This is a genomic window from Duncaniella sp. B8 (genome assembly GCF_005304985.1).
Classification (GTDB): Bacteria; Bacteroidota; Bacteroidia; order Bacteroidales; family Muribaculaceae; genus Duncaniella; species Duncaniella muris.
The window spans coordinates 2,959,529-2,975,572 of sequence record NZ_CP040121.1 but is presented as its reverse complement, the minus strand read 5'-3'; the positions used below and the strand labels follow the sequence as shown (position 1 = coordinate 2,975,572).

At 50.7% G+C, this 16,044-nt stretch carries 12 protein-coding genes; 4 read left to right on the top strand and 8 right to left on the bottom strand.

Features of this window, described 5'->3' with window-relative positions; genetic code table 11:
* Positions 1 to 222: 222 nt before the first annotated feature.
* From FDZ78_RS12710 to holA, 5 genes are all read right to left on the bottom strand, one after another.
* The gene (locus FDZ78_RS12710) at positions 223 to 1,311 is read right to left on the bottom strand and encodes a thioredoxin family protein (RefSeq protein ID WP_107033055.1); all 1,089 of its coding nucleotides are present in this window, start codon (positions 1,309 to 1,311) and stop codon (positions 223 to 225) included.
* 41 nt (positions 1,312 to 1,352) lie between these two features.
* A complete protein-coding gene (locus FDZ78_RS12705) occupies positions 1,353 to 2,771 on the bottom strand; it encodes a RagB/SusD family nutrient uptake outer membrane protein (RefSeq protein WP_123399189.1) in 1,419 nt (472 codons plus the stop codon).
* Between the two features lie 16 nt (positions 2,772 to 2,787).
* Complete coding sequence (locus tag FDZ78_RS12700) at positions 2,788 to 6,207, bottom strand: SusC/RagA family TonB-linked outer membrane protein (protein WP_124075945.1); 3,420 nt, start codon at positions 6,205 to 6,207, stop codon at positions 2,788 to 2,790.
* 302 nt (positions 6,208 to 6,509) lie between these two features.
* Positions 6,510 to 8,270 carry a helix-turn-helix transcriptional regulator gene (locus tag FDZ78_RS12695; RefSeq protein ID WP_124075944.1) on the bottom strand — a complete coding sequence of 587 codons (1,761 nt, stop codon included), beginning with the start codon at positions 8,268 to 8,270 and terminating at the stop codon, positions 6,510 to 6,512.
* A gap of 19 nt (positions 8,271 to 8,289) precedes the next feature.
* Positions 8,290 to 9,324: a DNA polymerase III subunit delta gene (holA, locus tag FDZ78_RS12690; protein WP_136408689.1), complete on the bottom strand. Its 1,035-nt coding sequence runs from the start codon at positions 9,322 to 9,324 to the stop codon at positions 8,290 to 8,292.
* Between the two features lie 232 nt (positions 9,325 to 9,556).
* Here holA and FDZ78_RS12685 point away from each other — a divergent pair, with 232 nt between their 5' ends.
* A complete protein-coding gene (locus FDZ78_RS12685) occupies positions 9,557 to 10,009 on the top strand; it encodes a type I restriction enzyme HsdR N-terminal domain-containing protein (protein ID WP_240740402.1) in 453 nt (150 codons plus the stop codon).
* 14 nt (positions 10,010 to 10,023) lie between these two features.
* On the opposite strand, the gene dnaA is transcribed toward FDZ78_RS12685, so the two are convergent.
* Entirely contained in the window at positions 10,024 to 11,412 is a 1,389-nt protein-coding gene (dnaA, locus tag FDZ78_RS12680) for a chromosomal replication initiator protein DnaA (protein ID WP_136408687.1), read from the bottom strand.
* 431 nt (positions 11,413 to 11,843) lie between these two features.
* Positions 11,844 to 12,626 carry a polyphenol oxidase family protein gene (locus FDZ78_RS12675; protein WP_136408686.1) on the bottom strand — a complete coding sequence of 261 codons (783 nt, stop codon included), beginning with the start codon at positions 12,624 to 12,626 and terminating at the stop codon, positions 11,844 to 11,846.
* A gap of 136 nt (positions 12,627 to 12,762) precedes the next feature.
* Between FDZ78_RS12675 and FDZ78_RS12670 the strand changes: the two genes are divergently transcribed.
* Positions 12,763 to 13,692, top strand: a complete 930-nt coding sequence (locus tag FDZ78_RS12670; protein WP_136408685.1) for a DMT family transporter — start codon at positions 12,763 to 12,765, stop codon at positions 13,690 to 13,692.
* On the opposite strand, the gene FDZ78_RS12665 is transcribed toward FDZ78_RS12670, so the two are convergent.
* Positions 13,673 to 14,122, bottom strand: a complete 450-nt coding sequence (locus tag FDZ78_RS12665; RefSeq protein ID WP_136408684.1) for an energy transducer TonB — start codon at positions 14,120 to 14,122, stop codon at positions 13,673 to 13,675. The two genes, FDZ78_RS12670 and FDZ78_RS12665, sit on opposite strands and share 20 nt — an antisense overlap.
* A gap of 156 nt (positions 14,123 to 14,278) precedes the next feature.
* Between FDZ78_RS12665 and porQ the strand changes: the two genes are divergently transcribed.
* Positions 14,279 to 15,334, top strand: a complete 1,056-nt coding sequence (porQ, locus tag FDZ78_RS12660) for a type IX secretion system protein PorQ (protein WP_136408683.1) — start codon at positions 14,279 to 14,281, stop codon at positions 15,332 to 15,334.
* Positions 15,324 to 16,019, top strand: a complete 696-nt coding sequence (cmk, locus tag FDZ78_RS12655; protein WP_136408682.1) for a (d)CMP kinase — start codon at positions 15,324 to 15,326, stop codon at positions 16,017 to 16,019. The genes porQ and cmk overlap by 11 nt, the downstream gene beginning before the upstream one ends.
* Positions 16,020 to 16,044: the final 25 nt, after the last annotated feature.

The following is a 16,044-nucleotide window of genomic DNA, read 5'->3' as shown; positions in this document are numbered from 1 at the left end:
AATTCAGAGCCATAATTTCCAAATTTTGGACCACGAATTTAAGAGGTCGTTCAACAACAAACGTGTACAAACCGGCAGAAAAAAACAATGAAGCCGACGCAAACCAAGCGCCGGTTCCATTTCCAACCAAACAGAGAGTGTCTTGCCCGTGCAACAGGCAAGCACTCTCACAAAATATATTAACCTTATGTTAAGCAAGACAGGGAGTCTCTCTCCCCTATTTTACTTTTCAAGCTGATAGATCGACATTGCCGCCATATAGACTCCCTGGCTTGACATTGTGCCGATATATTTGCGGATAAAGGCCGAGATGGCTTTTTTCTGCTCAGGGGTATCCGTATTGAAGATCTCGCCCACTCCGGAAACAAGGCTTGACTGCGCATCATCATCAAGCGAGGGAAAATTCTCGTTGCAATATGCAAGATAGGCAGCGTCATCAGACTCGGCCCGTTTCTCTATGAAGCGGAACATTCCGGCAAAGTCATCGGCATAGCCAAGGCCGGCCGATTCTTTTTTAAAGAGGTCATAGGCAGAGCGAGAGGCTTCATCAACAAGATGATTGCCGGAAAGATAGCGATAGGCTTCCTGGCGGTAAAGAATGGCGATCATCTTCTTTACATCCTCGCGCAGTGATTCATCGAAAGCATTGACGTTGTCGCACATGAATTTCAGCCTCGGATTAGAATATTCATAGGTGTAGTTTGTGAACATCAACGCATTTTCGGGCTTCAGGCGGTCGGAGTCAGAGAGTGAGTTGAAATACTCGTCAATCACCTGCTGGCTCTGACGGATTCCCTCCTGATATGAACGGTTGTTTTCCATGAGGTAGCGGGCATAGGCAAAAACGAGCTTGCCGTTGCGCTCTCCGGCCAGATAGCGTTCCTTTACACGTTCGGGATTCATTTCAGGGTCCTTGAGAGCATCGACAGCCGCAATGAAATCCTTGCCTTCCTTATATCCGGCAAATGAGCCAAGGAGTTTGCCGTCGGTGTCGACCACAATCAGGGTCGGATATGCGCTGACCTGAAATTGTTTTGCGAGATCGGCGCCTTCCTTTTCGGCATCAAGTTTCAGACAGACGTAGTTGCTGTTCATATAGTCGCCCACTTCTTTTGTAGGGAAAACATTGGCGGCAAGGCGCTTGCACGGACCGCACCATGAGGTGTAGAAGTCAATGAACACTTTCTTTCCCTCGGCTTTGGCTGCCGTCAGAGCCTCTTCGAATGAAATGTGGCGGAATTCAGTCTGTGCGGCTCCTGTCAAGGCGAAGCCAAGACAGAGAGCCGAACTCAGGAAAAATCTTTTCATCATGATATTTATGAATGATATTTATGGGTTGTCTTTTGATCTGTTCAATAGTTCTGAGTCAGAGATTTGTTGTGTTTGACAGCGTTCATCGGGAAGGGGAACACCCAGATGGGCGAATCGGGCGAAAGGGAGTATGTACCAAGTCCGAGCGAGGTGAGATCGCGGACAATTGTGGCCTTGTAGGCTTCTTCCGAGTTCCAGCGCTTGCGGTCAAAGAAATTTTCGAAAGTCTTGATGAATTCAAAACGCTTGCTGTCCTGGAGGAGCTTCATGGCCTCGGCTTCGGTCAGACCGGTCTTGTCAGCGTAGATTTCAGGATCTTCGATGCGCGAGGCACGGACCTTGTCAATCTGAGCGAGGCCTTCGGATATCTGTCCTGAACGGATCAGGCACTCGGCCTTGATGTAGTACATGGACTCCGAACGAAGGCCCCAGACGTTACAACGGGCATCACCGATGTTTGACTGGAGACAGCCTTCAGGAACTGTTGGATAAGGCGTGCCCCAAGCTGGGTCCATATAAGGTTCGGCAACATAATATTTGAACACGTAGTCATCCGGGTCGATGCAGGCAGCGACTTCGGGCGAAATCACGTAGCCATACAAGTCGCCGAGGTTGGAATTGTCTGAATAAATCAGATAGTAGTTGCTCGGACAATCGTAGTCAAGAATCCAGTTTCCTGTAGTTTTGACAGCAGAGCGGTTTTCAAGACGGCCGTTGATTTTCAGCGCGAGATCGGCATAGCGGAGAGCCTCGTCATAGCGTTTCATCTGGAAGAGCACACGGGCACGGACACCGTAGCCGAAGTCGAGACCGCAACGGCAGACGTTGTCGACGCCGGTCGGAACGAGTTTTTCGAGGACATTGTCAGCGCAATCCTCAAGAATCCGCTCATAGGTCTTCTTGAGACTGAGTTTTGTCTTTTCCTCGGCGGAATTGGTGTTATCGACATAGGGGATTCCGCCAAGCTTGTCGGCCTCGGCCTCGTCATACTGCCGGGCATACATTCCGACAAGCAGGAAGTGATACCAGGCACGGCGCACACGGGCTTCGGCTACGATCTGATCTTTCTTCTGAGCGGTTCCTCCATCGGCGCCGGGCACCTTGGAGATCACCGTGTTCATATAATTTATTTTCTGATAAAGGTTGTTATAGCGATAGTCATCATCAGTAAGGTCGGCCCGGTCTATGCTTTCGTCATAAGTGAAATAGGCATAGCGGAGACTGTTGTCATTGCCGATATAGTCGGCGACACCGTTCCAGGGACGATAGGTGTTGTTGCAGATGACCTCCAGATCGAAGTAGTCGCTGCCTGACCACAGATATGGCAGCCCATTGAGAAGAGTCTCAAGTTCATCGACTGTACTGAGGGTTGAGGAACCGTAGGGCTTTATGTCGAGTTTGTCATCACAGGATGTAAGCAACATCGCAGCGGATGCAAGTGTCAGTAATATCTTTTTCATTGTGTCGGTTGGCTTTTTAGAGGTTGAACATAAGGCTCATAGTGTAGCTACGCGGAGTTTTATCCATGTGGAAGCCGGAGGTGAGATTATAGGCTTCGGGGTCGATGCCTATGCCGTTGCGCGCCCATGTCGCTATATTGTTCATCTGGAAACGGAGACGAAGATCGTTGAGTCCGATTTTCCGGCAAAGTTTCTGATCGAAGCTGTAGCTGAGGATCAGGCTGCGGAATTTCATGTAGTCGGCATGTTTGACGGCAGTGTTACGGATAGTGCCGGTGGAGATGTTGCTGCCGTTCTTTGTCGACATCCAGCCGTTGGCGGGAACCTCATCGCCATTCCAGTAGCGAAGAAGGTCGCGGGAGAAGGAAGCATCGCCGAAAGCGCCCTTGTAGCCGGCAGTTCCGGCTGTAAAGCTTGTCCATGCGTCATTGTCGGTGCGCATGTAGTGGCCGCCGTAGAAGGCAAACATTGCTGAGAGCGAGAAGCCGTTCCATCTGATTTCCGGAGTCAGAGAGCCGGAAATTTTGGGCGTGGTAGTGCCTGAGAAGATGACATCGTCCATTGTGAATGTCGAACTTGAGGTAGAAGTGGTCTGGACTTCTCCATTTCTGTCATACCACCCGACAAAGATTGTGCCGTCCTTGTCAACAAGGCCTGCATAGTCGATCGAGAAGAGAGAGTTGAGCGGATAGCCCTTGTGATAGGTCATGCCGAGAAATTCGCTTGCCGAGGTCGGATAACGACGGAGGTCGGTCACCTTATTGTGGTTATAGGCGATGTTGAATCCGAGGTTGATGCCGATGTCTTTGCGGCGGCGCGCGGGAAGAATCTGTCCGTCAAGCTGAAGTTCCACACCGGTGTTGGTCATCTTGGCGCTGTTGATGGTCTGGGTGGTCCACCCGGTAGTCGGGTCGAGCTCGGCAGAAGTCAGAATGTCAGAGCTGTTTTTGCGGTAGAAGTCGAATGTACCGGCGAGACGGTAGCCAAGGAAAGCGAAGTCAATACCGGCATTCCAAGTGGCGGTCTTTTCCCAACGGAGCTGGTCGTTAGGGGGTGTGTTAAGGGTGCCTTGCAGATTGCCGAACTGGTTAGTGGCCATGCTTGCGGTAAGATAGGATGACACGGAGTTGTCGATATTGCCGGTGAGACCGTAGCTGGCACGGAGCTTAAGGACATTGAGCCAGGTGGCGGGGCGGAGGAAGCGTTCGTTGTGGACGTTCCATGAAGCACCGACAGACCAGAGGGGCTTGCCGCGGAATTTGGGGTCGGTTCCGAACATGTCGGCTTTGTCGACACGGTAGCTGCCTGAAACAGAATAGCGGCTGTCATAGACATAGTTGCCGGTGAAGTAGTAAGAATAGTAACGGTGAAGAGTCTCAGAGGTTCTAAAACTTATGGGTGCGCCATAGGGAGTATAGTTCGAGCCCATCACACCGACGGTCGGTTTGTTGATATATTCCCAGTTGGTGATCATGTTGAGGTTCGAGCTTGTCTGGCGGTCATAGCCGTAGTATCCGCCCTGTTCCATAGAGGAATGGGTCTGACGGTATTCGAAACCGGCTATGAAGTCGATGGCGTGTACGCCGAGAAATTCGCGGTTGTAGCGGGTCTGTGCGCGGAATGTATAGTACTGGCTTTGTGCAGTGCTTTCGCTCAGCGCGTCGCCGTCAGGGATGTTGTGGATTGTCTTGTTGATGGTCACAGGATCTTTATAAAAATGGTCTGGATCACCGTCCCAGCTACCGAAGTCCCAGTTGAATGGGTCGTCGGTATCAACCCACTCAGTCACGGAGGAAGAGGTTGTGTAGCGGTTGTAGAGGCTGCGCATGAACTGAGAGTCCTTGCTGTATTGGGTGCTGCTGATTGAAACTATATCCTCATACTGGAACTGGGCCTGGGCAGTCCATCCGGTCACGGGAAGACGGAAAAGCGCAAGGACGTTGGTGCGCACATTGGTGTAGCGCGATTTGCTTGTGTTGTAGCCTTTGTCAATTTCGTCAGCTACGTTGTAGGTCACATCCTTAAGTTCGTATTCAGGATTGTTAAGCACTTCCTCGCCGGGGTAGATGTCGGCTTCCATGCGCGCAAGGGAACCATCGGGGTTGTACATGGATTGATATGCGAGGAATGAGTTGATGTTTCCATAGCTTCCGAGCGCATGACTCTTGGTGCGGTTGTTCAGCACATTGAGGCTTAAATTGAGGTCCATCCATGAAGCGACTTTGAGATCACCGAGATATTTGAGGGCGAGCGATGATGCATCATAGCCTCTGACACCGCCGTTGTTGCCGTTCCAGTTGACTACGATGTTTGACGACAGGGTTTTGCCATTGACACGCAAGGCAAGATTGTACTGCTGAGAGACCTGGGTGCGGTCATGGACTTTCTGATATTCCTTGCGGTAGTTGTTACGGCTCCAGCGGTCGAAGGTGCTGTTCATCTCATCGTCGCTGATATTGCCACGGTTGTTTTCGAGAAGCACTCGCATCACCTGGGTCAGCTCGTTGGCTTTGCCGCGGTCAAGCAGGTTGAAATTGTCCTGGATACTCTGAGGGCTGTTTTTGAGCATGGCATCGAAATTGTATTTTTCGAGTTGGATCAGATCGGCCGCCGAAGCCCAGTTGTAGTTGTCGTAGTTCATCTTCTCGCTGATCTGGAGATCGGCATTGAAGTCGATGCTCAGTTTCTGCGACTTGGCTTTCTTGCTTGTGATGACAATGACACCGTTTGAAGCGCGGGCACCATAGATCGAGGCTGCCGCAGCATCTTTGAGAATGGTGATGTTTTCGATATCGTAGGGGTTGACAGTGTTCATGCCGCCTTCGATCGGGAGCCCGTCGACAACAACGAGCGGCGACTCCTTGGCGTTGAACGTGCTTTTGCCTCGGATGGTGATGGCATTTTCATCCTTGGTGTTGGATTTCGGGTCGAAAACCACACCGGGCACCCGGCCTTCGAGGTTAGAAGTGATGTCGCCGGTGTAACGCTTGTCCATATCCTCTGCCCGTATTATCTGGTAGGAACCGGTGGCGTTTTCACGCTTGATGTTCTGATAGCCCGTCACGACTACTTCCTCCATCATGTTGGGGACCGCTTCCATCACAATGCGGATATAATTGTAATTTTTATCAACCCTGACTTGTTTTGTCTTCATGCCGACGTAGGAAAACACCAATGTCGGCTCCGGCTTGTGACAAAGCAAGGTGAAATTGCCGTCCATGTCAGTTGAAGTGCCTTCGCCGGTGCCTTCAATCATCACCGTGGCACCTGGTAGCGGTTCTTCGTTTTCGTCAAGTACTGTTCCTGAGATTGTGTTGCTCTTAATCTTATCTATGCTTGTGGATACAGACGGCGATTTTTTAGCCTGTGCATCCGCCATTGCCGGCACGGAAAGAGCCAATGAAGCAGTCAGGATGTATAGGATTGGTTTAAACATAAGGAAAATATTTTGTGGGTGACTGGTTTTCACTTTAAAGCTTCGAAATCCGACTGATGAGACGTGATTTATGAAATGCAATAATAATATCGCTGACAGATTCTATTATTTGTTGTCAATCGCAAATATAGAAATGTCAGCGATATAAATGCAAATTTAATGTTTCCGAAAACGTAAAAATTGAAAGAACAGGAAAACAAGACGCCCCCAAAAAAAATAACTCCATGATATACAAGCCTGCAATTAGCTTTTTTGTCGGGCCTAAACCTACGTGCGCAAAATCAAATGCCGATGCAGGAAGATCAGATCTCCTTAAGCTGGGAGCGATAGCGGGCAGGAGTCATTCCGGTGATTGACTGAAATGACGAATAAAATGTGGAAAGTGAGCTGAACCCCACATCGCTGCAGATCTGCTTCAACGGTTTGTCGGTTTCCAGATCAGAGATCTGAGCGATCGCTTCACGGATGCGATAATCGTTGACGATCTGCGTGAATGTCTTCCCGGTGGATTCGTTGATGGCTTTTGAGAGATAGGTGCGGTTGGTGCCAAGCATCTCTGCGGCTTTACCCACGGTAATGGCCGGATCACAGAAGACTTTCTGCTCGATCATCAGCGATGTGAAACTTGGCATCAGGCTGTTGATCCTGCTTCTGCCACCGTCATCAGCCAAGGCTTGCGAAGCCTGAGCCTGCGGACCCTCCTGCTCTCTGGCTCTTTCGAGCCGCTCCACCAGCATTTGTTCACGGGCCATGTATTCTTTGTTCTGCAATACGATGGCCCGATAAAGACGGTCTTTTTTCCTGTAGTTGAAATAGACCAGAAGCACCAGAGCGACAGCCGCTGCCACGCAGACAGCAAGAAGAATCATGCGGTGACGTGTGGCCATCAGTTCCATCCGCTGTTCGTCAATGAGCCGTTCATTGGCATAGATTTCATGGCGGATACGGTTTTCATGCAGTGTCCGCTCGCGGCTCAGAGTGAAGACACTGTCCTGGAGGGCCTGGCAGGCAAGGCTATAATCAAGAGCCTTGCGATAGTCGCCTGCATCGCGGTAGCTATAGACCAGCTCTTTCATCAGTTCCGGGGCATGGACTTTCATCTCTGCGCTTCTGGCATGGACAAGGCCTTGTTCAAGAACCTCTATGGCGCTTTTCAGATGGCCGTCGCGCCGAAGCAGACGCGCATAGGCAAGATAAGTGGCAGAGACCTCAGAGGCATCTGATTCACGGAAATGTTCCATAGCGAGGGTATAGTCCCGGTAGGCGCTGCGAGTGTCACCGCGCTTGTCGGCCAAGAGACCTTTGACAAGATACAGGTTCGGTTCGCCTCCGAATTCACCCTGCCGGTGAAGATCTTCGATCTCGGCAATCAGCCGCCCGGCCTGGTCGAGACTGTCGGCAAGAAGACAGAAGTGGGCCAATGCGGACTTGGCGTAATACAACGGGATGGGATCTCCACGCTTTTCGGCTATTTCGTGAGCCTCTTCCGCAAGCCTGCGGCCGGAGACATCTTTCATCAGCAGGTAAGCTCCTGACAAGTTGGACAGGATTATGCCGTAACGACGGGTGTCATTCAGCTCCTTTGCCTTTTCAAGGGCTTCATAGTAATATGCGGCCGAGGTATAGGCATCATTCTGCCCAAGAAGATAATATGCTCCGAAACTGTTGTCGATCGAGACCAGCGCATCCAGATTGCCGGTGGCATTGGCTATCAGCCGTGCTTCTTCGAGTTGACGGAAACACTCGTCGGCATCCTCGTCAAGCATAGATGAGCCTATGACTATACGCCCGTAAAGTTCACAGAAATCCTTGTCGCCGGTCGAGCTCCCCATGTCAAGCAGGCGCCGGCCATATTTCTTAGCCTCTTCATAGTTGCCGAGGTTCAGATAAAGAAAGGCTACATCTTTTATGGTCTGCTTGTCATCTTCATGCTCTTTCAGATAGGCCAGCCGGCCGGACAAAGAGTCGTTAAGATCAGCCTTTGCCACACATGGCGACAATAGTGTCAGCACTGACAGGCAGGCCAAAACCAGAAGACGACATATGTGCAGGCGTATTTTCATAAGTAACTCATTCTTGTTTTCATCCGATGATTCCGCGGGCGGTGAGTATGTGGAAGACCAGGTCTTTCAGCAGGTCATATTCATTCTGACGAGAGCCGATGCCTTTGCTGCGGGTATCAAATTCGCGTATGGCCGAGATGATCTCAATGGTCTGCCTGACATTGTAGCTCCGCGCGGCGGCTTCATATGATTTCAAGGCCCAGGGCGAACGCAGTCCGAGAGCGTCCATGTAGCCGCTCTGGGTTTTGTCGCGGGTGTAATGATAGACCAGCAGATTGGAAAACTGGTTGAACAGAGAGGATACGGTCATCACCGTCGGGTTGCTCTTCGGGTTGTTTCTGAAATATTCGATGATGGCGAATGCCTTGGCTGCATTTCGGGCGATTATGGCATCTATCAGCTCGAAGTTGTTGTAGTCTTTCGATATGCCGATGTTGCGCTCGATGGCTTCAGGGGTGATCATGGCTCCCTGTCCAAGAATCAGTGCCAGTTTGTCTATTTCATTGTAAAGGCGCGACAGATCAGTGCCGATATAGTCACGCAACATAGAAAGAGCCTTGGCATCGACATTGAGTTTCTTCTCTTTGATCAGATCAGAGATCACCGGCAGAATGTTGCGTTCGCTGAGCCTTTTGGATTCAAATATCACTCCATTTTTCCTGACAGCGGCAAGCAGTTCCTTGCCCTTGGCCTGTGCACCGCGGCAGGAGATCACCAGAATTGTAGTCGGGTTTGGCTGAGCCACATAATTATGCAGCTTGTTGAGCATATCGGCTCTGACTGCCTGGGCCTCCTTTACTATCACCACCTGGCGCTCGGCCATCATCGGGTAGCGGTGGCAGACATCCATGACAGTCTCAATGCCTGATTCAGGAGCATAGAGAGTGTAGAGATTGAAATCACGCTCCTCTTCGGGAATCAGGTTTTCAAAATCCTTTACGAGCTCGTCGATATAATAGCCTTCCTCTCCATGAAGCAGGTAGACGGGTGATAAAGACGTCCGTGCGGCAAGCTGACGTCGGAGTTCTGAAAATGTAGGAGTCGCGGAGGCCATCGGCAGGGGTGATATGAATGGTTTAGAAGCTTTTAGAGGTTGTTTATACACCACTCAGATTTTAACTCTTGGTTTTAAACAACCTCTTAATATTACAAATTTACGCAATGTGTGCGAAAAAGCCAAGAAAAATCATCATGCACAGACGATCAGAGCGCTTTATTTACTAATTTTGCAATCCAACAGCCACAGACACCACATCATGAAAGAGCAAGCAAAACCATCCTCTGCCATTCAGGCGCTCAACCTGCCCCCCGCACAGCTCAGACTGCGTCAAGGCGAAAAAGGAGATGAGATTTTTGATCCGCTGCGTGGCAAGTGGCTTGTTCTGACTCCTGAAGAATGGGTGCGTCAGAATTTCATATCGTGGCTGATCTCGGATTTCGGCTACCCCGCAGGCCTTATGGCCAACGAGACGGCCATCAACCTCAACGGCACGAGCAAGCGCTGCGACACAGTGGTCTACAGTCATGCGGCCAAACCGATAATGATAGTGGAATATAAGGCGCCTCACGTGGCCATCACACAAAAAGTTTTCGAGCAGATAGCCCGCTACAATATTGTGCTCCGTGTGAAGTATCTGACCGTTTCAAACGGGCTGCACCATTATTGCTGTATGCTTGACGAGGAGAGCGGCAGATACAGGTTTCTTAAAGAGATTCCGGCTTACGAGGCGCTGGTGTGAGGTCTGTCACGACTTCACACCGACAAGAGTTCGCTTTCTATTTTCGCTATATCGTCCTGAAGTTTCTTCTCAAGCGGCATACGTTCGTCGATCAGGCGGCAGGCATACAGCACGGTGGCGTGTGTGCGGCCCAGACGTGTACCGATGGCCTTGAGGGGCATTTTGGTGTGCTTCTTTGCAAGATACATCACCATCTGGCGTGCATCAGAGACTTCTCTTTTACGCGATTTAGTGAAGATCTGATCTGTCTCAATGTTGTAGAACGCGCTGACTTGACGGGCGATAGTCTCGAAGTTGACGGTGCGCTTGTTGAGTTTCACAGAGTTGGAGAGCACACGGCGCGCAAGTTCCACCGAGATATCCTTGTCAAGGAAGGTGGCATGTGCCAGAAGCGAAACAACCACACCTTCAAGCTCACGGATGCTCTCAGTGACATTCGATGCGATGAAATCCATCACCTCTCTTGGGAGCGAGAGTCCATCGCGGAGTGATTTCTGCGTCAGTACGTCGCGGCGGAGATCAAGGTCAGGCTTCTCAAGCTGTGCGGTCATACCCGACTTGAATCGCGAAAGCAGACGGTCCTGCATACCTTCCATCTGCGACGGACAGCAGTCGCTCGACATGATCAGCTGGCGGTGGTTCTGCTTGAGGTGGTTGAATATGTGGTAGAATGTTTTCTGAGTCTTGTCTTTGCCGATGAAGTCCTGGATATCATCAATGATCAGGGTGTCGATACTCTGATAGAAGTTGATGAATTCATTGACTTTGCTGCGCTGCACTGCGGCAGTGTACTGGCTTTCGAACAGACGTGCAGTAATATAAAGTACGCGCGCGCGGGGATTGCGCTCCTTGATGCGGATGCCGATGGCCTGAATCAGGTGGGTTTTCCCTACTCCGCAGGGACCGAACACGAAGAGCGGGTTGAATGTCTGGAGCTTCGAATCGTTTGCAATAGCCTCACCGATAGAACGGGCCACTTTATTACTGTCGCTGATGCAATAGTTTTCAAACGTATAGTCAGGGTTGAGCTGCGAGTCGATATCCTCTACTATCTGTTCCTTGAACGGATTCGAGGTGGCTCCGGGCATAGGCTTGACAGCCTGGCTGGGGTGTGCGCTTCCGACTGAGATTTTGCTGCTCGGATCATCTGCCACAATAGGATATTCGTAGATCAGACGGATCGACGGCCCGAAAACTCGTTTGAGGGTTTTGCCAAGAACGTTGATATAACGCTCTTCAAGCTGCTCGGCGAAGAACTCGGTAGGACAGTAAATGGTCAAAACATCATTTTCAACCCGCAGAAATGTCAGCGGGCTGAACCAGGATTTGAATTGTTCTGCCGGAATAATGTCACGAATAATCTCAAGACATTTGTCCCATTTTTTTGAGTATTCTTCTTGCATTGCTCAGTTAAAGTGAATAGCGCATGTCAATCAAACTTGAGTGGCAGGAGAAATGTGTCTGTGTCGGTTGATTGGAAACTTTGGCTGATTGATTATGCGCCGTTGAATAATTGTCAACTTGTGAATGCAAATTTCTTACTTTTTTTCTTCAAAATCAAACCGCTTTTTATTTGGAAGTTTCAAATAATTTATACAATACTGAGTCACAAAGACTTACACCGTATTTAACACTTACTTTAGCCCTGCATCCGCCACACCTGCGTATACTCCTATTTCTCAATATATTACGTCTGCAAACGCTCCTTTATCGACACTCTTTACACCAAGCTCTACAGATTGCGAACTCGCTGAAATTCGGCATTATGAAAATGCGGGCCAATTTCTTCCGGCGCAAGCTCTATTTATAATCATTCTAAATAAACACATCTTGTTCAGATCTTCCGTTTCAACATCACAAAGGTGAAATTACGCCCCGACTCCACCCCTGTAATACGAGCCGAAAAATAACGGCCGGGATGACATCGGGTGCACAGATCAGGCGAGAAATTTCTTATCCGTTCCGCCGGAATGCCGGCTGCCAGCAAACGGCCGGCCACATAGGCCGGAAGATCGATATGAGGGCGTGGCCACTCCGCTCTGCACACCACATACTCCTCAGGGAAACGAGCAGCCACCTCCTCCCCTACCTCAAAACAGTCGCAGCAAATAGACGGGCCGAAAAAGACATCCATGCGCGAGACATCGGCCCCAAGCTCAAGCATTGCGCCGACTGTATTATCGACAACACCTCCGAGCGCGCCCCTCCAGCCGGCATGTGCCACGCCTGCAACTCCGTTCCGTTCATCCACGATCACCACAGGCACACAATCGGCCGTAGAAACTCCGACAGCCACCTCCGGCAACCTTGTGACAAGGGCGTCGACACCTTCAATCGCAGCCGGATCTACCGGGAGAGAATCTATCACCCGCACATTGGCGGAGTGGGTCTGGCGAGGCACGATCAATGAACCGGCATCCAGACCAAGTTCACTGATAAGCATCTGTCGAGAAGCAGCCACATGAGCGGGATCATCACCGGTATAATGACAGATATTGAAATCTGCGTAAGGAGACTTTTGATTTCCATCTCCGCCTCTCGAAGTGAACATGGCCTGATATCCCGAAGAGGATGCCAGGCCGGTGAGCCAAGACGGATGTAAGGTAGATGAAGCCATAAGACGACGGGACCGACTTTTTTAGAGCTTGTACATTTGTACGGTTAAATGTTTTTGAATAATTTTGCGCGATTTTTTCCCGCGCAGGAAAGAAGTCACAAAATTAAGAAAAAATATCATTCAATCTCACTCGACGATGAGGGAATTCAGACTCAAAGGTCATCTGGCAATGTTAGGAGCAAACACCATGTGGGGGATCATGGCACCCGTGGCGAAGCTCGTTATGGCAGCGGGCATAGTCAGCCCGCTGCTGCTTACCAATTTCAGAATCTTCGGCGCGGCCATACTCTTCTGGATCGCATCACTGTTCACACCCCGCGAGCATGTGTCCTCGCGTGACCTGCTGAGACTCGCAGGCGCCGGCCTTCTCGGCATTGTCTTCAATCAAGGATGCTACGTATTCGGCGTGGGCTTCACTTCCCCCGGCGAAGCGTCAATCATTACAACGACAATGCCAATCTGGGTAATGCTTCTTGCCGCCGTCATTCTGAAAGAGCCTATCACCTGGAAAAAGGCAGGCGGCATAGCCCTCGGAGGCACAGGCGCGCTGATGCTGGTGCTCGGAAGCGCCGGTTCCGGCATGAAAGGAGACAATCCGGTGCTCGGCGACCTGCTCGTGCTGACCGCACAGCTAAGCTATGCGCTGTATCTCACCTTCTACAGAAATTTCATAAAGAAATACTCGGTGTTCACGCTGATGAAATGGATGTTTACTTTCGCCGCGATAGCCGTCACCCCCGTGTCGGTCAGAGAATGGATTGGCACTTCCTGGGGTGATGTCTCGGCTATCGAACTTGTCGGAATAGGCTATGTGGTCATATTCGCCACCTTCATAGCCTATATATGCACTATGATCGGACAGAAGAATCTGCGCCCTACTCTTGTCGGAATGTACAACTATGTCCAGCCAATTGTGGCATCGGTTATCGGCGTGTGCCTCGGACTCGACCGCTTCACACCGGTGAAAATAGTGGCCGTGGCGCTTATATTCTCTGGAGTCTATCTCGTCACCATCAGCCGCGCGGCTGCTCATGATGCCCATAAAATCAAAGGCGGAAAGGAATAGGAAGAATATAATAGACCGGAACAAAAGTATCTGAAAGCACGCCGGCGTCCCACTTCGGCATGTTGGAGATAATGCGCACAGCCTCACGGTCAAGCGATTTCTCAACACTTCTGATCACAGAGATATGTGACAGAGATCCGTCTTCATTCACAACGAAACCACACAGCACCCGCCCCTCTATGCCTTCGTGATAGGCCTGCGTGGGGTAGCGGCGTTCTTTGTTGATGAAACGCACCATCGCGCCATCGCCTCCGGGAAACTGCGGCTGAATATCTACGCAATCATATTCATAGACATCCACACAGACCGGTGCCGAGCCGGCACGTGAAGAGACATTGGCAATATGCCTGGGCGGCTGTGCCGCTGAAAAGACAGCGGCACCAGCCATAAGAGGAAGAAGGAGAATTGAGCGGAGTAGAGTTTTAGGCATATAAAATCAGCTAATGTGACAATACAAAATTATAATTCAGAGCGTCTTGATGCAAGTATTTTGAGATTGATTACAATTGTTTTTGTTTTGTTGACATTTCCGGCGACATATAATAATACAGGCACATGCGCGTTATTTATTTGAAGATTCCAAGTCATGACATTACCCCGATCCAAATATACGTCCCACGCCCATATCCGAGGCATACGCATTCTGTTCTCATTCCTTCTCGCCGTCACAGCAGCCGGAGGGATGAAGGCACAGGACAGTTCGCCAGCCTACCGTTTCCTGGAAATTCCATCGTCAACCCTGGCCTATGGCCTTGGCGGAATAAACATCACGGCAATCGAAGATGACATCAACAGCATTGATCAGAATCCCGGTCTGCTGGGACCTGAGATCGACATGCAGCTTGGCGTGAATTACATGCGCTATGTGGGCGACAGCAATTTTGCAGGCGTAAAGTTCGGTCACAGCGCCGGAGAACACGGAGCGTGGGCCGCAGGAATACAGTATTTCGGCTACGGCACCATACGCGGTGCAGATGTCAACGGAATCCTGACCGGCGATTTCTCTCCCAAAGACATGGTGTTCAACGCAATGTATGCCCATGACATCTCAGACCGCTGGCGCGGCGGCATAAACCTGAAGTTTATCTATTCGAGCTACGACGCCTACTCGGCAATGGCCGTTGCCACTGATCTCGGTGTCAACTACTACAATCCTGAGAGCAACCTGTCATTCTCAGCCGTCATAGCAAATCTCGGCGGTCAAGTCAAGCGGTTTCAGGACTCTTATGACCGCCTGCCGGTCGATCTGCGCATCGGCGTTTCCAAATCATTCGGCACAATCCCCATCACATGGTCAGTCACAGCTTGGAATCTCACCAAATGGCATCTTCCCTTCTATGACAACGGCGACGGGACTGACAGTTCAGAGCCGACTGTCAAAGACAGCTTCAGCTCAAACCTCTTCCGCCACCTGATATTTGCCGCCGACTTCGTGCCGAGCGAGAAATTCCACATCGGACTCGGATACAACTATAAAACCCGCACTGACATGGCCACATACAAGCGCAGCTTCCTTTCCGGGTTCTCAGTCTGCGCCGGGCTAAATGTCAGGAACTTCGGTGTAGGCGTAGCTCTGTCACAACCCCACACCGGCGCCACAACCATAATGCTGAACCTATCAACAAAACTATATGAATTCTGACAATCTCATCATAGCCATTGACGGTTACTCATCGTCTGGCAAAAGCACAATGGCCCGCCGTCTGGCGAAAGCCATAGGCTACCGCTACATAGATTCCGGTGCAATGTATCGCGCAGTGACACTCTATGCCATGCAGCACGGTTTCATCTCCGCTGACGGCTCGATTGACAAAGCAGCCCTTGTCAGCGCCCTCCCGGACATAAAAATCGACTTCAAAGTCACCCCCGACGGACAGCGGACTCAACTCAACGACAAAGATGTGGAAGACGAGATCCGCACACTCGAAGTCTCGGCCCACGTCTCCCCGATAGCAACGATAGCCGAAGTGCGTCGCGCACTGGTCAAAATGCAGCGCGATATGGGCGAAAGCAAGGGCATAGTGATGGACGGCCGCGACATAGGCACTATGGTTTTCCCGCAGGCCGAGCTGAAGATCTTCTGCGATGCGTCAGCTGAAAAACGTGCCGAACGGCGCTTCAAGGAACTGACCGAAAAAGGCCAGTCAATCACTTATGAAGAAGTCCTGGCCAATGTGGTCAGCCGTGACCACATCGACGAAACAAGAGATGAAAGCCCGCTGCGTTGCGCCGATGACGCTGTCAGACTCGACAATTCCGAAATGACTCTCGAAGAGCAGGACCGATGGCTTCTCGATCTGTTCAGGCGGAAAACGGTAGGACTGTGAGCCGTCCCGCCACATATATTTATTA

Bases quoted from the DNA above. Each gene is read 5' to 3' on its own strand.
- FDZ78_RS12665 (WP_136408684.1), bottom strand. From the start codon at position 14,122: ATGCCTAAAACTCTACTCCGCTCAATTCTCCTTCTTCCTCTTATGGCT.
- FDZ78_RS12670 (WP_136408685.1), top strand. From the start codon at position 12,763: ATGAGGGAATTCAGACTCAAAGGTCATCTGGCAATGTTAGGAGCAAAC.
- FDZ78_RS12700 (WP_124075945.1), bottom strand. From the start codon at position 6,207: ATGTTTAAACCAATCCTATACATCCTGACTGCTTCATTGGCTCTTTCC.
- FDZ78_RS12675 (WP_136408686.1), bottom strand. From the start codon at position 12,626: ATGGCTTCATCTACCTTACATCCGTCTTGGCTCACCGGCCTGGCATCC.
- dnaA (WP_136408687.1), bottom strand. From the start codon at position 11,412: ATGCAAGAAGAATACTCAAAAAAATGGGACAAATGTCTTGAGATTATT.
- holA (WP_136408689.1), bottom strand. From the start codon at position 9,324: ATGGCCTCCGCGACTCCTACATTTTCAGAACTCCGACGTCAGCTTGCC.
- porQ (WP_136408683.1), top strand. From the start codon at position 14,279: ATGACATTACCCCGATCCAAATATACGTCCCACGCCCATATCCGAGGC.
- cmk (WP_136408682.1), top strand. From the start codon at position 15,324: ATGAATTCTGACAATCTCATCATAGCCATTGACGGTTACTCATCGTCT.
- FDZ78_RS12695 (WP_124075944.1), bottom strand. From the start codon at position 8,270: ATGAAAATACGCCTGCACATATGTCGTCTTCTGGTTTTGGCCTGCCTG.
- FDZ78_RS12710 (WP_107033055.1), bottom strand. From the start codon at position 1,311: ATGATGAAAAGATTTTTCCTGAGTTCGGCTCTCTGTCTTGGCTTCGCC.
- FDZ78_RS12705 (WP_123399189.1), bottom strand. From the start codon at position 2,771: ATGAAAAAGATATTACTGACACTTGCATCCGCTGCGATGTTGCTTACA.